This is a genomic window from uncultured Sunxiuqinia sp. (genome assembly GCF_947495665.1).
Taxonomy (GTDB): Bacteria; Bacteroidota; Bacteroidia; order Bacteroidales; family Prolixibacteraceae; genus Sunxiuqinia; species Sunxiuqinia rutila.
This window is the reverse complement of the sequence record NZ_CANLZV010000002.1, coordinates 528579-555197: the sequence shown is the minus strand read 5'-3', so window position 1 is coordinate 555197 and position 26619 is coordinate 528579. Positions and strand designations below refer to the sequence as shown.

Below are 26619 nucleotides of genomic sequence, written 5' to 3'. Positions count from 1 at the left end.
GAAATCCTTTAGCAAGTATTCATGATAAACATTTCAATAGATGATTCGCTGAGGCAAGCTTGTCCGGCTATTCAGCTGGCTTGCATTTACAGCGAGGTGATTGTGCATGCGCAAAACCAGGCCTTGTGGCAGCTAATTGACCAGACCTGTGAAGAGCTGGCTGCGCAAATGAAAACCGAAGAAATCCGGCATTTGCCGGCTATTGCGGCGGCGCGTCAGGCGTACAAAGCCTGTGGGAAAGATCCGGCGCGTTACCGTTTGTCGGCCGAAGCCTTGTTGCGCCGGGTGCTTAGTGGCAAAGGACTGTACCGGATCAACAATGTGGTTGACTTGTTGAACCTGGTGTCTATTCGAACCGGATTTTCCATTGGTGGTTACGATGCCGATCGGATTAGCGGAGCCATTCGGATGGGAATTGGCCAGGCCGGCGAACCCTATGAAGGACTGGGAAGGGGCGTGTTGAACATTGAAGGAATGCCTGTTTTTCGTGATGATATCGGGGCTTTTGGAAGCTCGACCTCCGATTCGGAACGTACCGGAGTGACCGAGCAGACCAAGCATTTTCTGATGGTGCTGGTTTCGTACGACACCAATGCGAAGCTGCAGGAAGCCAGTGAAATGGCGCAGGCCTTTTTAGCCGATTTTGCCGAAGGTAAAGCAATTGAAAACACCCTGATTTCGTTGTGAGATGAAATACATTTGTAAGTTCTTGTTGAAATTGTGGGGCTGGAAAGCCGTGAATGGCATAATGCCCCACAAAAAAGCCATCATTATTGGCGTACCGCACACCAGTGCCTGGGATTTTGTGATTTCCTATTTGTACTACACCTCTGTTGGGGGTGTGGCGCATGTGATGATTAAAAAAGAGTTTTTCTTTTGGCCATTGGGCTTTTTCCTCCGCAAGATGGGGGCTTTGCCCATCGACCGGTCCAAGGGGGCGACAGTGGTTAAGCAGGTGATTCATGAAATGAACAGCCGCGAAGAGATGCACCTGGCCATTACGCCCGAAGGCACCCGGCAGCTGAACAAACGGTGGAAAGCCGGTTTTCATACCATTGCGCGTGCAACGGGAGCAACCGTATACCTGGGCTTTTTTGATTTTGGACGGAAAGAGATTGGCTGGCTGGAAACCCTGCCTTTAACCGATGACGCTCAGGCGGATATTCAGCGTATGAAAGCGTATTACCGCCAGCGCGGAGTTGTTGCCAAATACCCCGAACTGTTTACGGCCGAAGAGTAGAGGGCGAGGGCGGTTGTCAGTTTTCAGTTGTCGGTTGACGGAATTGAGGTAACACCAACAACTAATATTCTTTGCAATAATTGCGAAACAGGATTGAAAGTTGCTTATAGCGCACTTGTTAATTGGCGTTGATTTTTTTGTGAAGTTGATCGGCCTATTTTTATCAAAGCCGGAATCAAACTGAAAGCTTAGTGCAAACGAGAAGTTCCGACGAAGGAGGAAATCACTCGTTAAACTTAGCTTTTAGAAAGATGGAGGATGAAGATAAAAATCAGCCTTGAATTTTCTGTTTACTCTTTGTTTCAAGACGGCAGCGTAAAATCCGTCTGATAAGACTTTGTCAAAAAAAATTGATGAACCAATTAGTGAAGTGCCCTATAAAGTTCTAATAAATGTAAAGACACCATTAAAAAATAAAGGATTTGCCGGACGAACCGGACAAATCCTTTCCCAAACGTGCAATCTCTCCTCTAATCATCCTCTTCCTATGCACAACACTATGTTTTTAAGCCGTGGCTTTCTTTTTCTTTCGACGTCGTTTCACCGCTTCGTTGGTCGTTTCAATCACCTCGGCAATGCTGTTGACAAAATTGCCGTAAGTGCTGGCATCAACGGCTTGCATGGCCCGCAAGTAGGTAACCAGTTTCTGGTTAATCAGCTCAATAACCTGCAACTTGAGGGTGGTGGCATTGACCTCGTTTGATTCGCGTGCTTTTTCGAATTCATAGGCTACGCGGGCTGTTTCAAAATTGGCTTGCGAATCGCTTAGGCGTGCAACACATTGGTCAAAGCCCGACAGTTTGGCCGCGGCTTCCTGAATTTCGGGTTTTGCCAAATCACCCAAAAGCGATTGAATCAGGCTTGATTCCGACCCGTAGTTTTCGGTAATAAGCGATGTGAGTCCGTAGTGTTCCAACACCTCGTAAACGACCGATGCTGGCTGGTTGATCTCCGGATTGGGGTGATGAACCAGCCCCAGTACCAGGTAGTGAAGCGAGCGGATATTCCCGTCGCGAATTTCATCCAGTCCTTCCAGTTCCGATTCGGTTTTCATGCGTTTAATGGCCCTTATAAGCCGATCGGATTCGGTTTGCAGGTCGCCAAAAATTGTAGCCAGGTGAGTATCTTGAGTAAGACCAGCATTTTGATACATGCTAATCATGCGTGAACTGGCGTCACTTACTTCGGTAGCGCGACTTTGATAGATTAGTTTTTTAATCATAAGTTGCTCTTTTGGTGGTCCATGCTTGCTTTCGGCTGTCTTTTCCTCGGGATTTATTTCGGGTAAAAACACCCTACTGAATTTTTTTCTAATAAAAAGTTACAATAAAAATCATTATTGCATCTCATTATAATGAGGTGTTTTTCAGCATTAAATGAGTGTTCACAAGCTTTTTGTGCCCCAAAATGCCTTGGGTAACCGGCATCCATGCCCCAAAAATGGGGTGGGTGCGTGGATAAACATCCATGCGTTTCCTGCGCGGTGTTTCTTTCTTTAGATAAACATCCATAGGTCGATTTGGCTCCGGTGAGGAAATGGATGTTTATCCATTTCTTGCTTGCTTCTTGTTTCTATCTTTGGATAAACGTCCAAAGCTTTCTTTTTGCTGGTTGGGGCATTTTACGTTTATCCATACGCTCACCCAAGTCTGAAACGGCCTTTGGAGAAGGGGTGCTTGAGAATGAAAGTGGCTAGGCTATTGATCGGATTACTTCAAGTCGTCCGATCATTAAACGTTTTAAGCTCGTATGTTCCGACACCTCTGTTTCCGCTATTACCCGAGGCTTCAAAGCCGGGGGAGCTGCAACAAAAGAACACGGTTTTCGTTACTCGTAATGCATGGTTTTACAGGAATTGGAACAGGTTAAAGCAAGAAAGGAGTCAGTATGAAGTACCGGGTGCATCGGTTGGAGGTAAAGAGCAGCAACATGCAGGAAAAGCTGGAGCAGTTCCTCAATCAAATGGAGGGTGAGCTTGTTTCGGTGTTTCCCAATGTGCGTCCAACATTTCAGCCAATGGGGGCTACCTCGAAAATTGATTTTCTGTTGATTGTAGAAAAGCTCAAGTAAGGAAGGTTTTATTGGGCTTGAATGAGCAGGCATAAAAAAAGCCCCGCTAGGCGAGGCTCTTTATTACTTGTTATGGTGTGGTGTCGGACTTAGTTGTTAAACCAGCCGTCAACCAACTCTTTGTGTTCGTTGTACCAAGCCAGGGCTGCTTCGTCTTCCTGTCCCGGGTTGCTTTCAATAGCTACCATCAAGGTTCCCAGCAAGTCATCGCTCATTTTGAAATTGCCGAAGAAAGTGGCCAGTTCCGGATTGGCTGCTGCCCATCCTTTGGTAGCAATTACCGAAATGGATTCTGCTTGTCCCATGGTTCCTTTCGGATCTTCCAGAATTTTCAGATCGTAGCGGGCAAATTTAGTATGAGGTTTCCATCCGGTTACAGCAATCCATTCGCCTTTGTCGTAAGCTCTTTTCAGCGAGGCCAACATACCGGCTTCACTTGAAGTCACCAACTCGAAATCCAGGTTATAGTCTTCAATCACGTTTTTCGTGATGCCCATAATTCCGGCTCCGGGGTCAATACCAATGATTTTACCATCGAATTTTTCTTTTACGCTGTTCAGCTCGTCCAGCGAGTTGATTTCAACATACTGAGGAACGACTAATCCCAGACGACCGTCGTCGTAAACCGCACCTAGGTGCTCCACTTTGTCGCCAAATTTTTCCATGTAGCTTTTGTGGGTAATGGGTTCCCACACTTCCATAAACAAATCGGCATCGCCTTTGGCCACTGCGGCAAACACCGGAGCTACATCGGCAGTGATGAGTTCCACTTCGTACCCTTTTTCTTCCAGCACCACTTTGGCCAGGTGAGTGTTGGCAATACACTCAATCCAGTTCACCATGGCAATGGTTACTTCTTTGTTGTCTTCTTCGCTGGCGTTATTTTTACTTCCGCCAGTACAGCTGGTGAAAAATACGGCTAATGCAAGAATAAATCCGAATAAACTAGTCTGTTTCATATTATTTCTTTTTTTGATTTTGACCTAAATTTTGTGTAATACGGTCGAGGATGATTGCCAGCAGTACCACTGCCAGTCCGCCTTCAAATCCAAGACCAATGCGTAGTTGGCTAATTCCCTGAAGAACGATTTCTCCAAGTCCTTTCGCTCCAATCATACTGGCAATAACCACCATGGAAAGCGACATCATAATGGTTTGGTTAACACCCGCCAAAATGGTTGGCATAGCCAGGGGTAATTGCACCTTTACCAGTAACTGGCGAGGGGTAGCCCCAAAAGCTTTGGTGGCTTCAACAATGTCTTCAGGCACTTGCTGGATCCCCAAAGAGGTGAGTCGTACCACCGGAGGCATGGCAAAGATGATGGTTGCAAAAGCTCCGGGCACGGTTCCCAATCCGAAAAATAGCACGGCCGGAATCAGGTAAACAAAGGCCGGCATGGTTTGCATAAAGTCCAGAATAGGCCGGATAATGCTGTTGGCCGTTTTGTTTTTGGCACTCCAAATTCCAAGCGGAATACCAATAGCTAGTGCAATAATGGCTGAAGCCAGCACCAGCGAGAAGGTTTGCATGGTTTCTTCCCAAAAGCCGGTGAAATAGATAAATACCAGTCCCACCAAGGTGAGGACGGCGTTTTTGCGACCGGCTTTCCAAAGCGCCAGGGCCGTAAACAAGGCAATGGTAATGTAGAACGGAATACCGGTCCAGAAGGCTTCAATCAGCTCAATTAGTGAGCTCATACCGGTGTTAATGCCATCAAAAAGCCCTGAGAAATTATCCGTTAGCCAGTTGACCCCACTTTCAATGTATTGTCCTATAATCATAATTCAATTGCTTTTTGGATGATCTCGTTAATTTCTCCCTTATCCTTTCCGGTGGTCTCTGCAATCAGCGAAGTTGGAGAAACAACTCCAAGCAGGTGATTTTCTTCGTTGACAACCGGAATGGGCAGATTCGTTTTACTTAACAGCGGAAGCATGTCTTCCACAGTTTCATCCGGGTTAACCGTCATGACTGAGTCGCGAATGATGGATTCAATGGTTTTGATCTCTTTTTTCTTGAGGTCAACCACATCTTCAAGCTTTACGAAGCCCAGGAAAGTCCGGTTGGTACGAACGACGGGCATGGATGATAAGCCCAGGTCGCGCATGGTGCGTAAAACCACGGCCGGGCCATCTTTTTTCAGACGAGCCACCTTTGGTTTTTTAAACATGATGGAACCAGCGGTAACAATTTTACTGCGGTCCACATTCTCCACAAACGACTCCACGTAGTCATCAGCCGGGTTGGTGATGATCTCTTCGGAAGTACCTACCTGAACGATCTCACCATCTTTCATAATGGCAATGCGGTCGCCCAGCTTAATGGCTTCTTCCAAATCGTGGGTGATGAAGAGAATGGTTTTTTGCATCTTCTCCTGCAACAAGAGCAATTCATCCTGCATCTGCGAACGAATCAGCGGGTCAAGCGCCGAGAAAGCCTCATCCATCAGCAAAACCTCCGGTGAGTTGGCCAATCCACGGGCCAAACCAACGCGCTGCTGCATACCTCCGGAAAGCTCACTTACCTTTTGGTTTTCGTAGCCCTTCAGGCCAACCAGGTCAATGGTTTCCTGTGCTTTTACTTCGCGTTCGTCCTTCTCAATTCCCTGCAACTCCAAACCAAAAGCCACGTTGCTTAATACGGTTCGGTGGGGCAGCAGGCCAAAGTGCTGAAAGACCATCGCCAGTTCTTTGCGGCGAATATTCAGCAACTCTTTGTCGGACATGTTGGTAATTTCTTCGTTGTTAACAAAGATTTTACCCGTGGTGGGGTTGATCAATCGGTTGATGCAACGGAGCAGGGTTGATTTCCCGCTCCCCGAAAGCCCCATGATTACAAATATTTCACCCTCGTTAATGGTCAGGTTGGCATCGCGCACAGCCACATTACATCCGGTAGCATCCAGAATCTCGGCTTTGCTCTTCCCTTGGTCGAGCATCTTCAGCGCTTTGGCTTTTCCCTTTCCGAAAACCAGCGAGAGTTTTTCAATTTTAATTTTTTCCATACTTTTCTTTTAGAAATAATATCCAAAGTTGATGTTAAGACGCTTCATCCATTCAGCATCAGCATCGCCAACTCCCAGACCTTCTCCAAAGTTTGGAGTTAACCAAGGTTGGTTTTTTCCCATAGCGTAGTCGATGTACGTGTAAAGCGGTCCGGCAGAAATCAAGATTCCAGGAATCAGGTGGTGCATGTCGGCATAGTCTTCATTGACTTTGTCGATAAGTGTATAGTCTACGTGGGCTTGAATGCTGTTGATTGGTCCAAAGTCCACCGGGAAGCTTTTTGCAATACCAACGGCATAGGCATTGGCTTTGGCGGCTACATCATAAGGGGTACCATAAGCTCCCATTTGAACGATGTCCAGTTTCTCGCCGTTGTCCGCTTTCGCAGCGTAGTTGTAGTTGATGTAGGTTCCTTTGAAGCTCCATCCTTTTCCCCAGCCAGCTAACACGTGAGCGGCAAAGGCAGTACTTAATTCGGCTTCGTCCAGCACGCTGTTGTAAATACCTCCAGCTTGTCCGGATAGTCCCACTTCAACCTGATCGCTGATGTGGTAGGCTGCACGCACGTTTACCTGGTTCAACTCACGGATGTGGGCATCTACTGCAGTCACACCAATTCTACCGGCACCGGGAATAATGTCATAAGAATAACGTCCTGGTCCTGAATTTCCGTAAGTTACCGCTCCGCCAGCAGTTGGGCCTTCGGGCTCAGCCTGACGGTAGTAAGCAAAACTCAGGTCAAGTTTATCTATCCCCGTGTAGTCAAATTTGATTCCCATGTCGTAGTCATCTTCCAGACCAACATAGTATTGACCCTGAAACCACCAAGAGTGTGATGCATACTTGGTAATACCAAAGGGGACTTGATTAACACCTAACTTCATGTATAAATCTTCGTTGATTTCATAGCCCAGGTAGCCATGGTGGATGAAGTGTGTTCCGAAGGTTGGGTAGAACCGATACTCAAAGCTCAGATCAATACCTCCTGCTGAACCATCCACGTTTAAGCGCCAAGTGTCCCAGGTAAACTCAGGTTGTGTTTTGTTTTCAACCCAGCTTTTGGCAAACACGTTGAAGCGAACAGCTCCACCTACCTTAAAGTAGGATTCTTTTTCTTGTGCCTGACCTGAAAAACTAAACGCAAAAAGACATAATAATAAAGCACTTAACTTCATCACAGACTTAAATGATATCTCCATAACTAATTTGAATAAAAATGATTTTTGATTTTTATAATAATTGTAAGTCGAATTCGTTGGGGATTGTTTCTGCACGACAAAAGTATAAAAAATAGGCAGTTTAGCAAACCAAATGGGAGGTAGGACAAGTTGATCTTCTTATGCAGAGCCTTTGTTTTTACTAGCTTTTTGTTTTTTGAAGCTTTTGTTTTGATCGGATGATCAGGTGTTTGTGATAATAGATTTGTAAAGCCTTAGGCGGAGTTATCCGAAAAAATGCTTTTGTAATCTTAATATGAAATTAAGATTGGGGTTAATTGGTTCTATAGAAACGATATTTCTGCAGGTATGGATTTTTGTTGAAATATTGCTTCATTAAAGGATATGAGCGGTTTACGATGAGTTCGGTTTTGATTGGTGAAATCGTACAGCGAGGACATATATAACAATGCCAGGTAATTCGCTTTTTGGGAACTACCCGGCATGGCCTGATTTAAAAAGAAAAGAAATGTGCGTTTTGGACTATTTGAGCGAACGTAATGTCAATTTACGGAATTCGACTTCGGCACCTTCTGCCTGAATGGCCAAATGTCCTTTTTGGGCTGTGCAGTGGTAACCTTCATTCACCAAGTCGCCGTTCACCCACACCCGAATGCTGTCTCCCTTGCACTCGATCGTCATTTGGTTCCATTCACCCAAAGGGAGTTCCGAATCATCGGTCAGGTTTTTGATTCTTCGTTCTTTTCCTTCCGTAATCCCCCAGTTTGCTTTGGGGCCCCTTCGACTTTCCATGTCCGGAACAGTAATGTCTTCAACAATGCACCAAAAATCTCCGGCATCGCCGTGCTGCATTTGTACTTCCATCGATTGAGGGAACATTCCATACAAGGCCCGTGGCGTGGATGCATGAACCAATATGCCACAATTACCGGGCTTGCCGGCAAAACGGTATTCAACGTCTAATTGATAATCGGCATATTCGTCATCGCTTATCAGGTGTCCGCGCGGATCGCCAAGACTAACCAGCAAGCCATCGCGCACGATGAATGGAGCAATGGTATCGGGGTTGGTATCCATGGCCGGTACATCCATATGCCAACCGTCCAGGCTAGTGCCGTTAAAAAGTTGCTGGGGTTGATTGCAGGCTCCAAAAGCTATAACGAGAAAAAGTAAGATCAGGTGTTTAGTATTCATACGTTTCATTATTTTGATCCCTAAATTAAGGATTATAATTCAAACCAACAGTTTTAAACAGCTGAAAATGATCTAGTCGCGCACACGAACTCGGGACAGTTCACGCGTAACGTATTTGTTTTGGTAAATAAAAAATCCAAGGGCAGACAAAACAGCTGCAGTTAATCCCGTGGTGTATGAAATTGTTTTTGATAACGAAAAACCTTCAGGAGCAAGTAATAAATAGGTTACAATTACAGCGGTCATGAAAATAGCGGGGATCAGTGTTATCCAGTATAATTTGCGTTCCTGTAAAAGGTAGATGGAGATGGTCCACAAAACAACCGTTGCCAGGGTTTGGTTAGCCCAGGCAAAGTAACGCCAGATGATGCTGAAATCAATTTGAGTAAGCAAAAAACCAATGGCAAATAGCGGAACACTTACTAGCAGTCTGTTTTTGATGGGCCCCTGTTTGAAATTCATAAAGTCGGCAACAATTAAGCGTGCGCTTCGAAAAGCTGTGTCACCTGATGTAATCGGAGCAGCAACAACCCCTAAGAGGGCTAGCAGACCTCCCAAGGTGCCTAAAAGAGAATTGGATATTTCATTGACGATAAAAGCAGCATTGCCTTGATTTGCGGTCATAACTTCATTCAGTTCCCTAATACCTCCAAAGAAACTCATGCTGATAGCTGCCCAGATTAAAGCGACAACCCCTTCGGTAATCATGGCGCCGTAAAATACGCGGCGTCCGTATTTTTCATTAGTGACACAGCGAGCCATTAAGGGAGACTGTGTTGCGTGAAAGCCGGATATTGCACCACATGCAATGGTAATAAACAGCATTGGGAAAATGGGGAAATCATCGGCCTTAACATGAAAGTTTTGAAGGTTGGCTGTATTGAGTTCCGGTATATGATATCCTTTGACAAAAAGTGCAATAATGAGTCCAACAGCCATGAAAACCAAGGCAAAACCAAATACGGGATAGATCCGTCCAATGACTTTATCGATGGGCAGCATGGTGGCTAGCAAGTAATAGGCAAAGACCACCCATACCCAGAAGGTCATGGTTGCGATGTCGGGGGTGATATCCGCCAGAATCTTAGCTGGTCCCATAATGAAAACAGCACCTACAATTATCATGAGGAAGACTGTAAACATGCGCATGAATTGCTTGGTGCCTTTTCCCATGTAGATGCCAACAATTTCGGTAATGCTTAATCCTTTGTGTTTGATCGAAAGCATGCCTGAAAAATAATCATGAACGGCTCCGGCGAAAACAGAACCTAACACAATCCAGATGAACGCAACAGGTCCCCACATGGCCCCGGCAACAGCTCCAAAGATGGGCCCAAGTCCGGCAATGTTCAAAAATTGAATCAGGAATATTCGCCACCAGGGAAGCGGCATGTAATCAACACCATCATTCATGGTGTATGCAGGCGTTTTCCGTTGCGGATCAATACCTGCAATTCGTTCAATTAGTTTGGAATAAAAGAAATAGCCAATGAGCAGGACTGCCAAGGAGATAAAAAAGGTAATCATAGAAATTGTTAGTTAGGTTCTTGTATTATCAACTGCCAAAATTAGCAAAAATATTGCTGCCTCATCTGCTGTCCATCCTGTTTTAACAAGGAGTTTCGAAACCTATGAAGCAGCAATACTCCATGCAGGATTAAGGAGCTTTTGTTAATACCTGTTTCTTCGCAAGCAATCGTTTTTCTAATTCGGCGTAAGGAACTTCTTGGACTGCGTGGTTTCCGTCGATAGCCATTACGGCAGCGACTGCAGCCGACTGTCCCAGGATCATAAAGACCGGTTCCATACGGATGGAGCCAAAAGCAATGTGGCTGGAAGACACACAAACCGGAACCAACAAGTTGGTGCACTCTTCATACTTGGGAGTAAGTGAGCCGTAGGCAATGGAGTAGGGACCTGGAGGATGAACGCCAATGTCGCCTTCGTTTTGAACAAAGCCTTCCGGTGTAATGTACCGCTGCACATTGTGCGAATCCATGGCGTAAGAGCCCATCCCTACAGGCTTGGGGACTTCTCGTTTTAGGAGCACGTCATTCTCGGTGGTTACATATTCTCCAATCATCCGGCGGGCTTCCCGAATATAAAGCTGATGTGGCCAGTTGTCGTTGTCTGTGAATTCATCTTTAGCCAATCCCCAGCTTGCCATTTCTGTCCGTATTGCTTCAGGGACGCGAGGATCATTAGCAACAAACCATAGTAAGCCCATTTGGTAGTCTTTGTGTTCCTGGATGATTTCACGGCGACGCTCGTAGCTTCCTTCCGGATAATCATAGTTCATACCAATATTATCGCTGCTAAAAGGACCGTGGTTGTTGGTGTCGGTTTTTTTGTTTGGAATGGGATCGAACTTGTTGAACCAATCCTTACGCCCCGTTTCAAAAACACGCAGGAGCAGTTCATATTGGCTTGGATCGTAGTTGTCTGGTTTAGGAAAAGGGAGGCGGTTTTCGTCATGGTTCGTCATACACATTCTAAAACAGTAGGCTTGGATTTTATCATCACCCGCTCCATATTCTCCGGGCGGCTCTGTTGAAATGCGGGGAAGCACGCCACTGTTTGGATCATCCGGAATTTTGTAGGGCGAAATGTTGGCTTTAAACCAGTGCTGGTGGTGTAAGACTCCTGTTTGAACGCCGTTCCATTGCTCGTTGTAAGTGTCTTTGCTTTCGCGGCCAACATGATAACTCACTCCGGATTCAGCTATCAGATCGCCTTCGTAGGTGGCATCAATAAACATTTTCCCTTGAAACGTTTTCCCGGATAAGGTTTTAAAGCTGATGATTTGCTGGCCGTCTTTGTTTACGCCATTTTCCCGGTCAAGCCATTCATCCCGATAGACGGTTAAGTTGTTTTCTTTGACAAAATCTTCAAATACTTGTTCTGCTACATGAGGTTCAAAAATCCACATCGTGCGGTTTTCTCCATCCATGGCTACCGTGCCTTGTCCTTTGTTTCCATACTCCGAATGCTTTTGCCAAACCCAGGCTGCGGAGTCGTTATAGTGGAGCCAAACTTTGTGATAAAATTGACGCGCAAGTCCTCCAATGACTGATTTGTTGCCCGTATCGGTATAGCCCAAACCTCCTGAAGTTAATCCGCCTAAGTGGGTGTCGGGAGAAATGATTAAGACAGACTTGCCGGATTGGCTGACTTCGACTGCGGCAATGACTGCTGCCGAAGTACCTCCATAGATGATCACATCGGCTTCATAAACTGGAGCCGTTGATTGCTTTGGTTGGCAACTCCAAAGAAGGGCGGATGATAAGAATGTAAGTAATGCATATTTCATTTCATGATTTGTTTGAGGTTGATGTTGGTTGTGTGGTTAATGCGGAAAAGTGAATAAGTATGTGGTCGTTGGTATCTAATTGAATAGAGCAGGGGAGCTATCCCCTGCTATTTGAGCGTTATTTGCTGACGTGCTGAAGCACTTGCTTGTCGCTTAGTAGTTTTGCTTTCAGGTCAGTGTAATTCACCTGCTGAATAGCGCAATTCGCATCGATTGCCAGGGAGGCTGCTGTTGCTGCCGATTGTCCTAACACCATAAAAACAGGTTCCATGCGGATGGAGCCAAAAGCAATGTGGGTTGAGCTGACACAAACAGGAACCACGAGGTTAGAGCACTCGTTTTGCGAAGGAACAATGCTACGGTAACTGATTGGGTAGGGCTTAAAGCCATGAGCTTCAACATTACCTTCGTTTTGAACATAGCCATTGGCATCAACGTAACGTTGTACTTGATGTGAATCCATACCGTAGGCTGCCATTCCAATAGCATCTTCAGCTGTTTCAAAACCCTCACAGTTGTGCTGAGTCATAATGTAGTCACTAATCATGCGACGGGCTTCGCGCACGTAAAGTTGCTGTTGCCAGCCGTCTTCACGCTCGTACTCATCTTTACAGGTTCCCCATTGCGATACCGCATCGCGTACTTTTTTGGGGATGCGTGGATGATAAGCCAAAGTCCACATAAGCCCCTGCTGGTAGCTTCGGTGACGTTCTACAATCTTTTCGCGTTCAGCGTAGGAGGCTTCCGGATAATCGTAGTTTTGTCCAATAAAGTCAGTTGAAAAACCTTTCTGATTATTGGTATCTGTTTTTCGATTGGGCATTTGAGAGTTGATCCACGGAACCAAGGGATCGCCATAGGAATACATTTCTTCGATTGGCCCATCAGCAGCTTCATAGTTCCGGAAGAGCAACTCATACTCCAATTCATCATATCCTTCTGGTTTTTTGAAAGGGATTCTGTTTTCAGGATGATCTGTCAGGGTCATGCGAAAGCAATATGCCTGTATGCCTTTGTCTGCATCTCCTTCAACGCCTGGCCCGCCTTCGTTTATAAAGGGAAGAAGTCCGCTTGAAGGATCGCCTTTTACGATGTAGGGATCAACGCGGCTGATGAAGTTGTGATGTCTAGAGTTTATAGATACTGTTCCTCTTAGTGTTACATTGAAGTTATTTGCCTGCACTCCGTTTAGAGTTTCACCATACTGTTTGTTCGATTCGCGTCCGTAGGTGTAGTTAACACCAGCTGCAGCCATTAAATCGCCCTCGTAGGTTGCATCAATAAACATTTGCGCTTTGTAGCTAGCTCCGTTTTCCATTTCAATAGCCACAATCCTGGTGCCTTCTTTCTTGACACCAGTTTCACGATTTAGTCGCTGGTTGTAGACGATATCTACCTTTTCTGACTTGAGCATTTCGTGGTATACTTTTATAGCAGCAGAAGGTTCAAAGGTCCACATGGCATCTTCATTCTTTTTGTTTCGTGCTTGTTCATAATCTTCAGCACGTTGCCATCTCCAGTTTGCCGGTTCCGAATAATACTCTTTGATGTTTTGATAGAACTCGCGAGAGATGCCACCAATCACTTGTTTGTTGCCGATGTCAGTCGCGCCCAAGCCTCCTGTGGTTAGGCCTCCAATTCGGTTGGTCGGTTCAATCAGCAGAACTGATTTTCCCATCCTGGAACTTTGGATGGCAGCCGATACTCCAGCCGAAGTCCCTCCGTAGATGACGATGTCATAGCTCCGTTTTTTTGCAAAACTATTTCCTGATAAGGAGGCGAATAAGATGAAAATGATTAAAAAGTGGAATATTTTTTTTCCTGGATTCATGATTGAAAAATTTAGTTAGACATTTATGTAAAGGTTGTTAAAATTGCGACATCTATTTTACAGAAGTCGCAATGATTAGAACTGTTAAGTTAATTCCCGTAACCGGGGTTTTGCTCCATTGCGGTATTCGTATCTAATTCAATATAAGGAATTGGCCAGAGATAATCTCTGTTTTTATTGAAAAAGCGTAACTCGACAACCCCTATTTTTTTCATTGTTTTCCCAGCTTAAGAAAACCGACAGGTATTGTTGGCTTTGCTGTATAAGTAATAGGGATAACTCAGGCTGATCCCCTAGTTGGCCTGTAAAAAAATGAAATAAACAGATATGTCTGTTTATTAGTTTTTTATGAATAAGAGATAATAGAGTTCTCCTCCAATGTTTCGATTTTCAAGGGCTTCCCGAATTTTTTTTAAGGCCTGTGTCAGATGATTTTCAACCGTTTTGGGCGATAGCTCTAAATCAGCGGCAATTTTCTTAATGGATTGTTCTTGTTGACGCTTTCGGATAAAACTCTCTTTTTGCCGAGGAGGTAGTTGATTGATAATTTGATTGAATTAGTTCAGTAAGGATTGGTAGTTGGTTTGCTCATCCAGCCGATTACTGAATCCGCTTGCTTGATTGATGATTTCGTGCTGATAGGCGCGTTGCAAATTGAGTTTCTGGAAAAGCTCGCGAATGTGGTTGAAGGCAATTTTGAAGATATAGGCTTTGAAGGAAAGCTCCGGGTTAATCAATTCACGCTTCTTCCAGATTTTGTAAAAGACTTCCTGTACCACTTCTTCGGCCTCCATCTCGGACTTTAAATAGCCCAACGCAAAAAAGTAGAGTCGTTTGCCGTAGGTATTAAATAAAGTATCAAAAGCTTTAGCACTGCCATTTTTTAGTTCGTATAACAGTTCTTTTTCAGTATGTTCATGCAGCTCTTTCAAGTTTAGGAGTTGGAAAAGTGTGTTTGGTTGAATTACTTTTTGTTCGGAGTTTTTTCTTCCGGATATTCAATACGAACATGGTAAATGTTCATCAATTTTTCAAGAATTGTATCTTTAAAAATACGAATATCTCGTAAGGTTAAATCAGCGTTTTCCAGCTGACCAGCCTCAAGTTTATCCTTAACCATTTTCTCAATTAACTCGCGAAGGTTGTCCTGTGTTTTTTCCTTTAAGGCCCTTGCTGCTGCTTCAATACCATCGGTAAGCATAACCACGCTGGTTTCTTTACTTTTGGGCGGTGGACCTGGGTAAGTAAACTCGCGTGGGTCAACATCTTCGTCAGGGTGATCGTTCTTATACGTGGTATAAAAATACTTGGCTTGTGTGGTGCCATGATGACTACTGATAAAATCAATAATCATTTCAGGAAGCTTATGACGGCGGGCAATTTTCACCCCATGGGTAACATGATCGATAATAATTTTGGCACTCTCTTTATTGTCAAGACCACTGTGCGGACTCATTCCTGCCACCTGATTCTCAACAAAAAAGGCAGGTTGGTTGGTTTTCCCAATGTCATGGTACAACGCACCAGCGCGAACCAGAAACGGATTTCCGCCAATTCGTAAAATCACTTCTTCAGCCAGATTAGCAATTTGCATGGAATGCTGAAAGGTTCCCGGAGCTTCCTGGGCCAGTTTACGCAACAAAGGCTGATTGGTGTCTGAAAGCTCCATAAGTGTTACATCCGATACAAAGCCAAATAACTTTTCAAAAATGTAAATCAACGGATAAGCTAATAAAATAAGTAGTGCATTGCCGCCAAACCACTGCAATTCTTGCCAGGGGATAGACTCAATATTGCCTTCCTGAATCATGCTAAGAGCCAAGAAAACCACAGCATAGCTGAAAAACACCCAGATGGCAGTGAGGATCAAATGTGATCGGCGATGCAGTTTATCCAAACTAAAAACAGCAATAATGCCGGCAACTTGATTCAAGAAAATATACTCGAAATTATTGGGGGCGAAATAACCGATCAGGAGCGAGGTTACCAGCAGGGCGAAAATGGCCGTCCGCGAATCGAAGAAAATGCGTAGTAGGATTGGTAGAATAGCCAAAGGAACTAGATACAAGTCAATAAAATCGCGGTCGTTCACAAAACGCGAAGTGAAAACCATCAGTACGATCATGACAAGAATAAAACTCAGGCGTCGTTTCTGATTAAAGATCTCGGGCCTGAAATGGTAGAGATAGAAAATAAGAACCAGCAAGCAGGAAATAATCAGGATTACCTTTCCAATTATTAAAAGGTAGCGTTCAATATTTTGTCCGCGCTTGGTTTCGTAGGTCTTCTTCAATGAATCCAGAATCACAAATTTGTCAGGCGTAACAATATCTCCTTTAAAAATAATTCGTTCACCGGTTTGAACCATGCCTTGTGTGATGGAAACTTCATTCAGTTGTTTTTGTAGTTCGCTGGTATTTAGTGCTTCATCATAGGTTGCATTCGCAATGAGAAAGTCACTCAGGTTAACAGCCTGATTAAAGGTTTCAAAGCGATCACCAATGCTGGCGCGAACGGTGTCGCTCAGTCCTTGGTAGGCCGATTTTAGCGTATAAAGTTCGGAGATGGGCACCCGCGTGGCAACCTTATCCTGAATTAAAATGACTTCCTGTTTATTGGTTAGCGCCGGATGATTTGCCGGTGCCTGTTCAATCAGCCCGGTCTGGTAAAGGTCCGATAAAAATTGGGTCAGATTTTGAATTGCGGTAGAATCAACCTGGTAATTCTTTAGCACCTTGGCCAGGTTGTTTGTTTGGGCAATGCCCTGCAGGGTATCAACCTTTAAATAAGGAATGTATTGGCGTTTAACGGAGTCCTGCTCAAGTTTTACCTCTTCTTCACCCTTTAAAATCGCAAAGTTAAACGGAGCTACCAAGGTTTCATGTCGCCAGGGAGCATTTTTCTGAAACTCATATTTAAACCGACTTTCACCGGGAATAATTAAATAAAGCAGAAAAACAGTTGCGATAAATACGAAGGCGATGTAAAAAAAGTGGTAATAGCGGGCCAGGCGCGTTAATAACTTTTTCATAAATACTTTTTTAAAGGCTTTCAAAGACTACCCAAAACTAGTCTTGAAGAGTTATATTTGAACTCTTAAAATTAGTAATTTCTTTCATGAAACTTGCCATGAGAAAATATTTCTCCTCCACAAAGAGTCCGGTACACTTCGGATTGGCAGGTAACATGTTGGTATGAAAAGTAATAAAAAACAAATGAATTACGGAATTTCCGGACTAAGTATCATACCCTTGCGCAAAGACCCCTCCGAACGAAGTGAAATGACCAGCCAGGTATTGTTTGGGGAACATTTTGAAGTACATGAACAATTTATGGGCTGGTGTCGGATTACCATGGGCTATGATGGCTATGAAGGATGGGTTGACCAAAAAATGATTACCGAGTTAAATGAGCGGGCCTACCTGAAGGTAATTAACTCTCCTTTTGCTATTTGCACTGACATTTTCAACCTCATTCCAACAGAGGGCGAACAAAACATGATGATTGTGGCAGGTAGTACTTTGCCCTGCTGGCGGCCCTACAAAAAAGAATTTTCGATTAATCGGGATGTTTATCAGATGAATGGAAAATTCATGTATCAACAACCAGCTGATGAGCGAAAGTTGATCATTCAGCAAGCCTTAATGTATTTTAATGTGCCTTATTTATGGGGCGGGCGTTCGCCTTTTGGAATTGATTGCTCCGGCTTGATTCAGATAATTTACAAACAAGCCGGCATCCAGTTGCCCCGCGATGCCAGTCAGCAAGTTCATTGTGGAACGGCTTTTTCGTTTGTGGAAGAAGCTCTGCCTGGCGATTTGGCGTTTTTTGATGACGAAGAAGGCAACATTATTCATGTGGGAATTATCTGGGAAAAGAACAAAATCATTCACTCTTCCGGGAAAGTCCGGATTGATAATGTAGACCAGTTTGGCATCTTCAACGTAGAGACCAAGCGCTATTCGCACAAAATGCGCGTAATGAAACGGATAATTGACTAACCAATCAAGGCCTGTCGATGGACAGCTTGGTCTTGACCAATTTCATAAAAAATGACAGCAAGTTATACTTACAAATACCCGAGGCCATCAGTTACTACTGATGCACTTATTCTGAAAAAGAAAACCGCAGAAATTTTACTTGTTCGTCGGGCAATCGATCCGTATCGAAACCACTGGGCTTTACCGGGCGGTTTTGTGGAAATGGATGAATTGCTGGCGGATGCCTGTAAGCGGGAGCTGAAGGAAGAAACTGGCCTGGAGGTGGGGCTTTTGGAGCAATTCCGGGTATACGATCGGGTAGATCGCGATCCGAGAGGACGTACGCTTTCTGTTATTTTTTATGGATTTGTAGAGCCTGATGCCGAGGTTAAAGGCGGCGATGATGCTGCCGAAGCCGCCTGGTTTAAGCTGGATCAATTGCCGGAACTGGCTTTTGATCATGCTGATATTATTCTCGACTTTTTGCGCTTACTGGGTCAGTCGGTCTGAATACTTTTGAGCAACACTTCGTAGCTTTCTGATCCACAGTTAAAAAGCAAGTCTAAACAGCTAAGGTTGGGTGTAAACCCAAATTTGTCATCAAAAACCTGGGTGTAGGTTTGCGCCTTAAATTGCGGGTCGGGAAGGGCCTTTTGTGGTTTAGGGTGAATGCCTTCCCGGAAATTCAGGTAGTTGTCTGGCACTTCCTCAAAATCTTCCGTTAGTTTTAGGTTTGGATTCAACTCCAGAATATCGAGTACAGTTTTAAGAATCTCCTGGTTAAAATCGAGCAGAAAGTCATATTGCTTTTCAAAAAAGGGTCGAAAATCATCCTGAAGCACTTCAAAAAATGGCGACGACTGGTAAGCCGAAACAATAGCTTGCCAATGGATATGCTGCCAATTGGTGTCGTACGAAATCCGAATATCTTTAATCAACTGCTTTCGGCTTCGTCCTTTTTCAACCGGAAAGATCAATGATTCCGGTCCATTCGCAGCTAAAATCACAGTCCGATTCCGATAGGTTTGCTTGGTAAAGTTTTCAGCTGTTTCAATCCAAATGGTTGGATGCGCTATCAATTTAGAAAGGTACTGCACAGGTGGAAAATACGCTGTGCTTAGTAAAATATCAGGTGTTATCATTCCCCTTACTCCTTAAAGAAACTTTCGTTGTTATCGTCGGTCATCTCAATGCCTTCAATGTGCGGTTTTTCGGCCGGTGCTGACACATTTTGCTCCAGTTCCTTGATTCTTTTTTGTTTTTCTTTCAGTTGGCTTTTCAGCTTCCATATTTTAGGATAGCTGAGCAGAAAGGCCAGAACAACCCCCAGTATTAAACAAACGATTAGTGCCAGTACCAAAGAAACCTCCTGTACATTCCAGAAAAAGACATGCAGATCGATGGTTGTTGGATTCTGTAAGGTGAAAATGACCAGCAATAAAGCTAGTATCAATAAAAAAATAATTCCTGCAGACATATGCTTTGTTTTGAGGGAAATTACGAAAAAAAAGGATAATGAAGCAAATCTTCACTATCCTTTTTTAGTCCTAAACGTTTTGTTTAATGTACAAACGAAAATAGTCTTTTCCAGCGAATACTTCCTGGCAAACTCTTTTCCTTGTCCAGCGAAAGCCAGATGAAAACAGCTTTTCCAACAACGTGATCTTCAGGAACAAATCCCCAGTAGCGGGAATCTGCCGAATTGTGTCGGTTGTCGCCCATCATCCAGTAGTAATCCATTTCAAACGTATAGTTGTCTGTGGCTACGCCGTCAATGTAAATGGTACTGTCTTTTACGCTGAGGTCGTGATTTTCATACAGACCAATAATCCGTTCGTAAAGGGGCAGGTTTTCGATGGTCAGGTTAACCGTTGCTCCTTTTTGGGGAATGGTCAGTGGCCCAAAATTGTCCACATTCCACTTGAAGTTGGCACTGTGCGGGAAAATATTCTGGTCCCAGTTGCCTGCAGGCATATTTACCCGTTTAATGGAAGTTATGTTGTTTAGTTTTTCCAGTTTCTCAAGGTATTCATCCGTTAAAGGATAAAGGTATTGCGAACCGGAAAAAACCTGTTGGTCGGCTTTGGAAATGCCAATATCCTCAAGTACCCGTGGATTAATCGGAGTTCCGTTTGTGGTAATGATGTAATCGTATTGCACGCCGGGGAAATCGGTTTGAGGTTTGCCATTTACATACAACTCACCCTCTTTCAGTTCCAATACATCGCCAGGAATTCCAACACAGCGTTTGATGTAATTTTCACGCTTGTCTACTGGTCGGCTGATGATTTTCCCAAACGTACGCTCATCATTCCAAATCCGGTCGCGACCATAGCTGCGTATCAGTTGGTAATAATCCTGAGTAGGCATGTTTAGCGCCACTGTATCGCCATGCGGAAAGTTGAAAACAACAACGTCGTTGTTCTTTACATCGCCAAATCCTGCCATACGCTTGTATGGATTCTGAATCCATTCAACGTAGGATTTTTTCGTTTTTGAAAGCGGCATGGTGTGATGCACAAACGGAAACGAGAGGGGCGTATTGGGCAGTTTGGGCCCGTACGATGTTTTACTTACAAAAAGGAAATCGCCAACAAGCATCGATTTTTCCATGGATGAAGTTGGGATGGTGTAAGCTTCAATAAAAAACATGCGGATAAAAGTGGCAGCTATCACTGCAAAAATGATGGCATCAACCCATTCAACCACTTTTGTTTGTTTCCCGTCAGGCGGGTTTTTCTTTTTCCAAAAGGCCCAATGTACCTTTTTGGTGATGTATATATCAAAAATAATCACCAGGCCTATAAGCCACCAGTAGCTTGTCATCCAAATCACCCAGAGACTGTAAAGCAGGGCAACCACGATGAACTTGAACCATTTGTTCGTTAAAATTTCTCTCATCAGTTTTTAGGTATGTTAGAGGTTTAAAAGATCATTCATGCTGACCAGCCCTTTCTTGCCGACACTGAATTCGGCAGCTAACACGGCCCCTAAGGCAAAACCATGCCGGCTTTTCGCACTGTGCTCAATTTCAATATAGTCAATCTCGGATTCATATTTCACCCGGTGAATTCCAGGAACGTCACCTTCCCGAATGGCTTCAATATGCAATTCATTAGCCGATTGAGGAGCGTCCAGGGTCCAGCTGTCTTTTCCAGGATAGGCTTCAAACAGGTCTTCAGCCAGAGTAATGGCAGTTCCGCTTGGAGCATCCAGTTTTTTTGTATGGTGAACTTCTTCCATACTAACATCGTATTCAGTACGGTTTTTCATGAGTTCAGCCAACTTCTTGTTCAGGGCAAAAAACAAGTTAACCCCAAGGCTGAAGTTAGAAGCATAAAAGAAGGTTCCGTCCTGCTTTTTCATTTCTTCCAGCACTTCGGCTTTTTTGTCCAGCCAGCCTGTTGTTCCGCTAACAACGGGAATTCCACTGGCAAAACAAGTTTTATAATTATTGAGCGCCGAAGCCGGAATGGTAAATTCAATCGCGGCATCAGCTTTTTTTAGATTTTCTACCGTGAGCTCGTCTTGGTTGTCCATATCAATGGTTAAAACAATTTCGTGTCCACGCTCTTTGGCAATGGCTTCAATCGCTTTACCCATTCTTCCGTAACCAATTAATGCAATTTTCATTTGTCTGTATTTTTTGTTGTCAAAATAACTTCAAAACAGTTTGATCTTCTGGTGCTTTGTAAGCTTTGAATGTGCTTTGTTTTCATTGTGTAGCCGGGGTGTTTTTTAAGATGATTAAAATCGTCAGGCTTTTACCCCGCCATATTTTGAAAGCATACAAAGATATAAATTACACGATAAATGTATAATTCTCACCGGCTGGATAAAACAATTTTCGTCAAACAATCAGAATTGAAGGGAGAAACAAGCCCAATTGCAAGATGAAATAATGGTTTAAGCTTTTGAGCAGCAGCCGGCAAAAAAACTTACTTATTAGCGGAAATTTGCTTGTTCTCAGGAATAGCCAAAATAAGGGCGTTTACGGCAAAGGCTGATATGATAATCCAGTTTCCATAGTTATTTTCCCAGAACCCAATGGCCAGTTTTCCGCTTAGCGCAACAAGGCCGCCAATAATCATGGCCCAGATACTGAGCCGCTTGTTAACTTTAAGATTGGTGAGCGCCGCAACCAGGGGAACAATAAAAGCCCCTGAATAAAAGGCCAGCGCCAATAGCAAGGTACCAATGATGGAAGTAACCTTGAGGGCCAGCAGGATACTGATGATGCCACAAAGCAAGATGAAAAAGCGTGTGTTTTTCAGAGAGCGCGCGTTGTTGATGTCAGGGTGAATCAGTTCGCTTAAAATCATGGAAGAAGTAAGCAAGGTGGTATCGGCCGATGAAAGGACGGCTGACAATAGGGCTGCCGCCATCACGCCGGCAATCCAGTCGGGCAAATACAAGTTAATGATTTCAATCAAGGCTGCCGACTCTTCCAGCTGTCCTTTGGGGAGGTGACTGAATGCGAAGACCCCGATATACGCAAGAATGAAAGCAAATGGAAGCAAGACGGCGGCAACAATCCGAACGCTTTTTCGCGCTGTTTTTTCATCTTTGGCACAGAAAACACGTGAATAAATGTCGGGGCCAACGACAAACGTGCTGGAAAAAGTCAGGACTAAAATCAGCAGGTCAATTGGAGAAAATTGAGGGTTGAAAGGAAAGGATTGACTAAAGGCCGGAACCTGTTCGGGCGCATTCCATAAAAGGAAAGCAGTTAGGATAACACCAAAAAGAATGATGAACGATTGGAACAGGTCGGTTTTAATGATGGAGATTTGTCCGCCAATCAAGGTGTATAAGATAAAAACAGTACCAGAAAGCAATACCCCGGTTTCGTAGGGCAGGTTGAAAAAGCTAAACAGTATTTTGGCCGATGCAATGATTTGTGCAGCTACAATTCCAACCCAGGCGATGGGGATGATGACTGAGGCCGTTTTTCGGGCGGTTTCGCCATAAAACTGCCCAACCAGGTTGGTGAGCGTGTATTTACCCAGCCGGTTGACTTTGCCTACCAAAGGCACCAAAAGCCACAGCCCCAAGGAGGCTGCCACTAAATACCAGGCAGCGGCCCAGCTTTGATCCTTGGTCAGGTTGACGGTGCCTAAAATAGCCGATCCTCCAAGAACAGTAGCCAGCAAGCTTCCGGATACCTGCCAGAATCCGGAGCGTTTCCCGGCAATGAAGTAATCGGTAGGTTGTTTGATTTTGAGCCAGGAATAAATGCCTAAGCCGATAATAAAAGCGAAATAGATAATGAGGATGGCCACTTTCATAGTTATTCCATTCGAATTAATTCAAACGACAAATCTGTTTTATTAATGCCTTCTACCTGGTAAAGGGCTTTAAAGTTTTCCGGATCAACGTGTTCTGGCTTTTCAGCCACCAGTTGTCCCAAATAATCCGGGTCAGTCAGCTGGTCAACCACCGAAATATTGCCGATATCCTGGGTGGAAAGAAAAAGCAGTAAGCGGTTGCCGGCATAACCTTCGGTGTTGATAACCAGGGCATAATCCTTCTCCTTGCTGCTGCTGTTGTTGGGCTGGTAAATCTCAGCACAGGGATCACTGGAAAAAATAAACTGTTTCGTCGTGCTGCCAACACCAAACGAGAAGTTGATGTCGTTTATAATGTTTTCGAATAAGCCCATGTTTTTATAGTTACCTACAAAAATAATGTTGTTATTTTTCAAATCATCAGGCTGTAAATCCGATGAAAGCTTGACCTGAATGGAGGCATCCGTTTGCGCAAAAACCTTGTAGATGTGGCTTTGGCAAAAGGCGGCCATTTTTGATAAGTAGGTCAGGTGCGATTTGGACAGGCTAAAAACCAAGTCCGGATTTTTATCCAAAAGATGTTCAAATTCAACTTCGGAGTTGATGCTGAAATCACGATAAACGCCAACATTTCCGGTGGGTAGCTGGCCTGAAAAAACAAAGTAGTCGCCCAATACCAGCAAGGTTGGCTTTTCGTTTTCAGCAAAGGTTTGCCAAATCGGAAGTTCCTTCCACGGATTGGTGTTTTGCCCTTTTTGTTTCATAAAGAAGTAACTCAGGACAATCAATGCCGTCAGGCAAATCAGGAAAGGGGTCAGAAAAACATACTTGACGGGTTTACGGTGGTCTTTTCGCGAGTCAAAACGAACCCGGTATTTTCCTTTTTCGACTACAAAGATCAGAGAATCCTTGCTACCCTCATGGGCGTAATAGTCTTTTAGTTTTTTGCGAACATTATGAATGTAAACACGGATGTTGGAATCCTGCTTGTCATTATCGTCGTACTTTTTGCCAAAAAGTTCAACACCAATGGTAAATTCCTTCGGATTTTTACCCTCCAGCGTAGCTTCAGTCAGGTAATTTAGTAAGTCACAGCTGATCTTCGACTTCACAAAATGTCTGCTGCTGGTGATCTTTTTTAAGTATTTGTTTATGAGAGGTCTGTTGGTTGTCATTGGTGGTGTTATAGCTAAGTTATAACTGTTATAAAACCCGTTTTGGATCAGCAAATATACCTGAAATATATCTATTTTTATAAATTCGTTATCGTTCACGACAATTTACAAGAAATTAAATCAATAATACAGTTATGAAAATTCGATTGACAACACTTTTGGTTTTTATGAGTTCCTTTTTGTTTGCCGGTCAGGCAGACGGATGGGAGTACCTCTTTAACGGGAAAGACCTGTCGGGCTGGAAACAGCTGAATGGAAAAGCAAAGTACGAAGTGGTTAATGGTGTAATTGTAGGCACCACTGTTGCCAATACGCCCAATTCGTTTCTAACAACAGAAAAGGATTATGGCGACTTTATTTTAGAAGTGGAGCTTAAAGTTGATGACCGGATGAATTCCGGAATTCAGTTCCGGAGCTTGAGCAAGGCGGATTACAACAATGGACGCGTGCATGGCTACCAATGCGAAGTTGATCCTTCGGCACGGGCATGGAGTGGGGGTATTTACGATGAAGCCCGCCGTGGCTGGCTATATCCTTGTACTTTTAATCCGGAAGGAGGAAAGGCTTTTCGCAATGGCGAATGGAACCTGTATCGGATTGAATGTGTAGGAAACGATATGCGTACCTTTTTAAATGGCAAGCCTGTTGCGCACTTAATTGATGACATGACCTCAAAAGGGTTCATTGCTTTGCAGGTTCACTCCATCAATAAAGCCGACCAGGCCGGCCGTCAGATTAAATGGCGGAATGTACGCATCAAAACAAAAGATGTGAAACTGACGCCCATGGACGATGTGTTTGTGGTAAACATGTTGCCTAACCAGCTTTCTGAAACTGAGAAAAAGCAAGGATTCGAATTGTTGTTCGATGGCCAGACAACAGACGGATGGAAAAGCGCTTCGGCCGATCAATTCCCCGATAAAGGCTGGGTAGTGAAAGATGGTGAGTTGGTCATTTTGTCAAAAAATGAAGTGGCAAAACGTCCGGGCGACATTGTTACTACCGAAAAATTCAAGGCGTTTGATTTTCAGTTTGAGTTTAAACTGACCAAAGCGGCCAATAGCGGAATTAAATACCGCACCGGAAACAACGGACCAAGCATTGGACTGGAGTACCAGATTTTGGACGATGCCAATCATCCTGATGCCAATCAGGGAGCAGTTGGAAACCGGAAAATGGCTTCGTTGTATGATTTAATTCCTTCAGAAACCGAGGGCCGTTTTGTGAAACCGGTTGGTCAGTGGAACCGTGGTCGCCTGGTAGTTTATCCCGACAATCGGGTGGAGCATTGGCTCAACGGAATTAAAGTTGTGGAGTACACCATTGATTCCAATATTTTTCGCGCCTTGGTTGCCCGCAGTAAATATGCAGAATACAAGGATTTTGGCTTGGTGGAAGAAAGCCCGATTCTACTGCAGGATCACCAGGATGAAGTGCATTTCAGAAGTCTGAAAATTCGAAAACTATAAATCATATAAACAATGACTAAACGAACAAGTGGACTACTTGTCCTATTGATTGCCGTGATGACTCTAGGGGTTTCCTGTCAATCGGCACAAAAACCGGCAACCGAGGAAGTGAAAAAAGAAATCAAATTTAAGTTGGGCGTGGCTTCCTATTCGCTCCGAAAATTTGATACCGACAAAACACTGGCGTTTACCAAGCAATTGGGGGCTGACTACATCGCTTTTAAAAGCTTTCATTTAAAGTTGGACGCTACAGATGCCGAAATTGCTGAAGCCATTCAGAAAAGCAAAGCAGCAGGCGTGGATTTATACGCTGGAGGCGTTATTTATATGAAAACGGAGGCTGAAGTAGATCAGGCATTTGAATATGCTAAGAAAGCTGAAATGGACATGATTGTTGGTGTTCCTTTGCATGAATTGCTTCCCTATGTTGAAAATAAAGTGAAAGAATACGACATCAAATTGGCCATTCACAACCATGGGCCTGGCGATAAGCTGTATCCAAGTGCTGAAAGCGCTTATGTATTGATTAAAGACATGGATCCACGCATGGGCTTGTGTATTGATATTGGCCACACCAAGCGTATTGGTCGTAGTCCTTCGCAAGATGTCAAAGACTTTTATGACCGGGTGCTGGACATTCATATTAAAGATGTTACCAAGGCGAACCATGATGGTTCAACCTGCGAAATTGGGCATGGAGTCATCGACTTCGATCAGTTTTTGAATGACTTGGTCGATTTGGGTTACGATGGCGTTGTCGCGCTTGAATATGAAAAAGATGGCGATGATCCGTTTGTAGGTATGGCCGAATCAATGGGCTATGTCAAAGGAATTTTAGCAACGATACAATAAACCTAATCACAAATAAATCAAAAGAA

General features: G+C 44.1%; 27 protein-coding genes. 7 read left to right on the top strand and 20 right to left on the bottom strand.

Features of this window, described 5'->3' with window-relative positions:
* Positions 1-21: 21 nt before the first annotated feature.
* Together Q1A18_RS05100 and Q1A18_RS05095 are read left to right on the top strand one after the other, a co-directional pair.
* Positions 22-687: a phenylalanine--tRNA ligase beta subunit-related protein gene (locus Q1A18_RS05100; protein WP_299577848.1), complete on the top strand. Its 666-nt coding sequence runs from the start codon at positions 22-24 to the stop codon at positions 685-687.
* Position 688: 1 nt separating this feature from the next.
* Positions 689-1240: a 1-acyl-sn-glycerol-3-phosphate acyltransferase gene (locus tag Q1A18_RS05095; protein WP_299577847.1), complete on the top strand. Its 552-nt coding sequence runs from the start codon at positions 689-691 to the stop codon at positions 1238-1240.
* Positions 1241-1745: 505 nt separating this feature from the next.
* On the opposite strand, the gene Q1A18_RS05090 is transcribed toward Q1A18_RS05095, so the two are convergent.
* Positions 1746-2462, bottom strand: a complete 717-nt coding sequence (locus Q1A18_RS05090; protein ID WP_299577846.1) for a DUF6261 family protein — start codon at positions 2460-2462, stop codon at positions 1746-1748.
* A 127-nt stretch (positions 2463-2589) separates the two neighbouring features.
* Positions 2590-2751 (bottom strand): hypothetical protein, encoded by a 162-nt coding sequence (locus Q1A18_RS05085; protein WP_299577845.1) that lies wholly within the window; start codon positions 2749-2751, stop codon positions 2590-2592.
* A gap of 376 nt (positions 2752-3127) precedes the next feature.
* On the opposite strand from Q1A18_RS05085, the gene Q1A18_RS05080 reads away from it, so the two are divergent.
* Positions 3128-3310: a hypothetical protein gene (locus Q1A18_RS05080; RefSeq protein WP_299577844.1), complete on the top strand. Its 183-nt coding sequence runs from the start codon at positions 3128-3130 to the stop codon at positions 3308-3310.
* An 89-nt stretch (positions 3311-3399) separates the two neighbouring features.
* On the opposite strand, the gene Q1A18_RS05075 is transcribed toward Q1A18_RS05080, so the two are convergent.
* From Q1A18_RS05075 to Q1A18_RS05030, 12 genes are all read right to left on the bottom strand, one after another.
* Positions 3400-4269 carry a glycine betaine ABC transporter substrate-binding protein gene (locus Q1A18_RS05075; protein WP_299577843.1) on the bottom strand — a complete coding sequence of 290 codons (870 nt, stop codon included), beginning with the start codon at positions 4267-4269 and terminating at the stop codon, positions 3400-3402.
* A gap of 1 nt (position 4270) precedes the next feature.
* Entirely contained in the window at positions 4271-5092 is an 822-nt protein-coding gene (locus tag Q1A18_RS05070) for a proline/glycine betaine ABC transporter permease (protein ID WP_299577842.1), read from the bottom strand.
* A complete protein-coding gene (locus Q1A18_RS05065) occupies positions 5089-6315 on the bottom strand; it encodes a glycine betaine/L-proline ABC transporter ATP-binding protein (RefSeq protein WP_299577841.1) in 1227 nt (408 codons plus the stop codon). Before Q1A18_RS05065 ends, Q1A18_RS05070 begins: the two co-directional genes overlap by 4 nt.
* A gap of 9 nt (positions 6316-6324) precedes the next feature.
* Complete coding sequence (locus tag Q1A18_RS05060; RefSeq protein ID WP_299577840.1) at positions 6325-7515, bottom strand: hypothetical protein; 1191 nt, start codon at positions 7513-7515, stop codon at positions 6325-6327.
* A gap of 501 nt (positions 7516-8016) precedes the next feature.
* Complete coding sequence (locus Q1A18_RS05055; RefSeq protein ID WP_299577839.1) at positions 8017-8688, bottom strand: DUF1080 domain-containing protein; 672 nt, start codon at positions 8686-8688, stop codon at positions 8017-8019.
* 72 nt (positions 8689-8760) lie between these two features.
* The gene (locus tag Q1A18_RS05050; RefSeq protein ID WP_299577838.1) at positions 8761-10215 is read right to left on the bottom strand and encodes a carbon starvation protein A; all 1455 of its coding nucleotides are present in this window, start codon (positions 10213-10215) and stop codon (positions 8761-8763) included.
* 130 nt (positions 10216-10345) lie between these two features.
* Positions 10346-11998 carry an FAD-dependent oxidoreductase gene (locus Q1A18_RS05045; protein ID WP_299577837.1) on the bottom strand — a complete coding sequence of 551 codons (1653 nt, stop codon included), beginning with the start codon at positions 11996-11998 and terminating at the stop codon, positions 10346-10348.
* 118 nt (positions 11999-12116) lie between these two features.
* Entirely contained in the window at positions 12117-13829 is a 1713-nt protein-coding gene (locus Q1A18_RS05040) for an FAD-dependent oxidoreductase (RefSeq protein WP_299577836.1), read from the bottom strand.
* An 89-nt stretch (positions 13830-13918) separates the two neighbouring features.
* On the bottom strand, positions 13919-14044 hold the full coding sequence (locus Q1A18_RS19100; RefSeq protein WP_363322874.1) for a RagB/SusD family nutrient uptake outer membrane protein: 126 nt from the start codon (positions 14042-14044) through the stop codon (positions 13919-13921).
* A 123-nt stretch (positions 14045-14167) separates the two neighbouring features.
* Entirely contained in the window at positions 14168-14374 is a 207-nt protein-coding gene (locus tag Q1A18_RS19095; RefSeq protein ID WP_363322877.1) for a sigma factor-like helix-turn-helix DNA-binding protein, read from the bottom strand.
* A 12-nt stretch (positions 14375-14386) separates the two neighbouring features.
* Positions 14387-14761, bottom strand: coding sequence for a sigma-70 family RNA polymerase sigma factor (locus tag Q1A18_RS05035; RefSeq protein ID WP_299577835.1), 375 nt, complete (start codon positions 14759-14761; stop codon positions 14387-14389).
* Positions 14762-14793: 32 nt separating this feature from the next.
* Positions 14794-16860 carry an HDIG domain-containing metalloprotein gene (locus Q1A18_RS05030; protein ID WP_299577834.1) on the bottom strand — a complete coding sequence of 689 codons (2067 nt, stop codon included), beginning with the start codon at positions 16858-16860 and terminating at the stop codon, positions 14794-14796.
* Between the two features lie 163 nt (positions 16861-17023).
* On the opposite strand from Q1A18_RS05030, the gene Q1A18_RS05025 reads away from it, so the two are divergent.
* Both Q1A18_RS05025 and Q1A18_RS05020 read left to right on the top strand, forming a co-directional pair.
* Positions 17024-17830, top strand: coding sequence for a C40 family peptidase (locus tag Q1A18_RS05025; RefSeq protein ID WP_299577833.1), 807 nt, complete (start codon positions 17024-17026; stop codon positions 17828-17830).
* A gap of 51 nt (positions 17831-17881) precedes the next feature.
* The gene (locus Q1A18_RS05020) at positions 17882-18319 is read left to right on the top strand and encodes an NUDIX hydrolase (protein ID WP_299577832.1); all 438 of its coding nucleotides are present in this window, start codon (positions 17882-17884) and stop codon (positions 18317-18319) included.
* Here Q1A18_RS05020 and Q1A18_RS05015 read toward each other — a convergent pair.
* From Q1A18_RS05015 to Q1A18_RS04990, 6 genes are all read right to left on the bottom strand, one after another.
* Complete coding sequence (locus Q1A18_RS05015) at positions 18307-18951, bottom strand: WbqC family protein (RefSeq protein WP_299577831.1); 645 nt, start codon at positions 18949-18951, stop codon at positions 18307-18309. The genes Q1A18_RS05020 and Q1A18_RS05015 overlap by 13 nt on opposite strands.
* 5 nt (positions 18952-18956) lie before the next feature.
* Positions 18957-19286, bottom strand: a complete 330-nt coding sequence (locus Q1A18_RS05010; RefSeq protein ID WP_299577830.1) for a LapA family protein — start codon at positions 19284-19286, stop codon at positions 18957-18959.
* A gap of 83 nt (positions 19287-19369) precedes the next feature.
* Positions 19370-20710 (bottom strand): signal peptidase I, encoded by a 1341-nt coding sequence (lepB, locus tag Q1A18_RS05005; protein ID WP_299577829.1) that lies wholly within the window; start codon positions 20708-20710, stop codon positions 19370-19372.
* Between the two features lie 15 nt (positions 20711-20725).
* Positions 20726-21442: a 4-hydroxy-tetrahydrodipicolinate reductase gene (gene dapB, locus Q1A18_RS05000; protein WP_299577828.1), complete on the bottom strand. Its 717-nt coding sequence runs from the start codon at positions 21440-21442 to the stop codon at positions 20726-20728.
* Between the two features lie 305 nt (positions 21443-21747).
* Positions 21748-23097, bottom strand: coding sequence for a sodium:solute symporter family protein (locus Q1A18_RS04995; RefSeq protein ID WP_299577827.1), 1350 nt, complete (start codon positions 23095-23097; stop codon positions 21748-21750).
* 2 nt (positions 23098-23099) lie between these two features.
* Entirely contained in the window at positions 23100-24272 is a 1173-nt protein-coding gene (locus Q1A18_RS04990; protein ID WP_299577826.1) for a hypothetical protein, read from the bottom strand.
* Between the two features lie 134 nt (positions 24273-24406).
* Between Q1A18_RS04990 and Q1A18_RS04985 the strand changes: the two genes are divergently transcribed.
* A complete protein-coding gene (locus Q1A18_RS04985) occupies positions 24407-25741 on the top strand; it encodes a DUF1080 domain-containing protein (protein WP_299577825.1) in 1335 nt (444 codons plus the stop codon).
* A gap of 12 nt (positions 25742-25753) precedes the next feature.
* On the top strand, positions 25754-26593 hold the full coding sequence (locus tag Q1A18_RS04980) for a sugar phosphate isomerase/epimerase (protein WP_299577824.1): 840 nt from the start codon (positions 25754-25756) through the stop codon (positions 26591-26593).
* Positions 26594-26619 lie beyond the last annotated feature (26 nt).

Coding starts and splice junctions, on each gene's coding strand:
- Q1A18_RS05030 (WP_299577834.1), bottom strand. CDS start 16,860: ATGAAAAAGTTATTAACGCGCCTGGCCCGCTATTACCACTTTTTTTAC.
- Q1A18_RS05070 (WP_299577842.1), bottom strand. CDS start 5,092: ATGATTATAGGACAATACATTGAAAGTGGGGTCAACTGGCTAACGGAT.
- Q1A18_RS05025 (WP_299577833.1), top strand. CDS start 17,024: ATGAAAAGTAATAAAAAACAAATGAATTACGGAATTTCCGGACTAAGT.
- Q1A18_RS05065 (WP_299577841.1), bottom strand. CDS start 6,315: ATGGAAAAAATTAAAATTGAAAAACTCTCGCTGGTTTTCGGAAAGGGA.
- Q1A18_RS05095 (WP_299577847.1), top strand. CDS start 689: ATGAAATACATTTGTAAGTTCTTGTTGAAATTGTGGGGCTGGAAAGCC.
- Q1A18_RS04990 (WP_299577826.1), bottom strand. CDS start 24,272: ATGACAACCAACAGACCTCTCATAAACAAATACTTAAAAAAGATCACC.
- Q1A18_RS05020 (WP_299577832.1), top strand. CDS start 17,882: ATGACAGCAAGTTATACTTACAAATACCCGAGGCCATCAGTTACTACT.
- lepB (WP_299577829.1), bottom strand. CDS start 20,710: ATGAGAGAAATTTTAACGAACAAATGGTTCAAGTTCATCGTGGTTGCC.
- dapB (WP_299577828.1), bottom strand. CDS start 21,442: ATGAAAATTGCATTAATTGGTTACGGAAGAATGGGTAAAGCGATTGAA.
- Q1A18_RS04985 (WP_299577825.1), top strand. CDS start 24,407: ATGAAAATTCGATTGACAACACTTTTGGTTTTTATGAGTTCCTTTTTG.
- Q1A18_RS05085 (WP_299577845.1), bottom strand. CDS start 2,751: ATGGATGTTTATCTAAAGAAAGAAACACCGCGCAGGAAACGCATGGAT.
- Q1A18_RS05090 (WP_299577846.1), bottom strand. CDS start 2,462: ATGATTAAAAAACTAATCTATCAAAGTCGCGCTACCGAAGTAAGTGAC.
- Q1A18_RS05100 (WP_299577848.1), top strand. CDS start 22: ATGATAAACATTTCAATAGATGATTCGCTGAGGCAAGCTTGTCCGGCT.
- Q1A18_RS05015 (WP_299577831.1), bottom strand. CDS start 18,951: ATGATAACACCTGATATTTTACTAAGCACAGCGTATTTTCCACCTGTG.
- Q1A18_RS04995 (WP_299577827.1), bottom strand. CDS start 23,097: ATGAAAGTGGCCATCCTCATTATCTATTTCGCTTTTATTATCGGCTTA.
- Q1A18_RS05050 (WP_299577838.1), bottom strand. CDS start 10,215: ATGATTACCTTTTTTATCTCCTTGGCAGTCCTGCTCATTGGCTATTTC.
- Q1A18_RS05060 (WP_299577840.1), bottom strand. CDS start 7,515: ATGGAGATATCATTTAAGTCTGTGATGAAGTTAAGTGCTTTATTATTA.
- Q1A18_RS05055 (WP_299577839.1), bottom strand. CDS start 8,688: ATGAATACTAAACACCTGATCTTACTTTTTCTCGTTATAGCTTTTGGA.
- Q1A18_RS05010 (WP_299577830.1), bottom strand. CDS start 19,286: ATGTCTGCAGGAATTATTTTTTTATTGATACTAGCTTTATTGCTGGTC.
- Q1A18_RS05045 (WP_299577837.1), bottom strand. CDS start 11,998: ATGAAATATGCATTACTTACATTCTTATCATCCGCCCTTCTTTGGAGT.
- Q1A18_RS05040 (WP_299577836.1), bottom strand. CDS start 13,829: ATGAATCCAGGAAAAAAAATATTCCACTTTTTAATCATTTTCATCTTA.
- Q1A18_RS05075 (WP_299577843.1), bottom strand. CDS start 4,269: ATGAAACAGACTAGTTTATTCGGATTTATTCTTGCATTAGCCGTATTT.
- Q1A18_RS19100 (WP_363322874.1), bottom strand. CDS start 14,044: ATGAAAAAAATAGGGGTTGTCGAGTTACGCTTTTTCAATAAAAACAGA.
- Q1A18_RS05080 (WP_299577844.1), top strand. CDS start 3,128: ATGAAGTACCGGGTGCATCGGTTGGAGGTAAAGAGCAGCAACATGCAG.
- Q1A18_RS04980 (WP_299577824.1), top strand. CDS start 25,754: ATGACTAAACGAACAAGTGGACTACTTGTCCTATTGATTGCCGTGATG.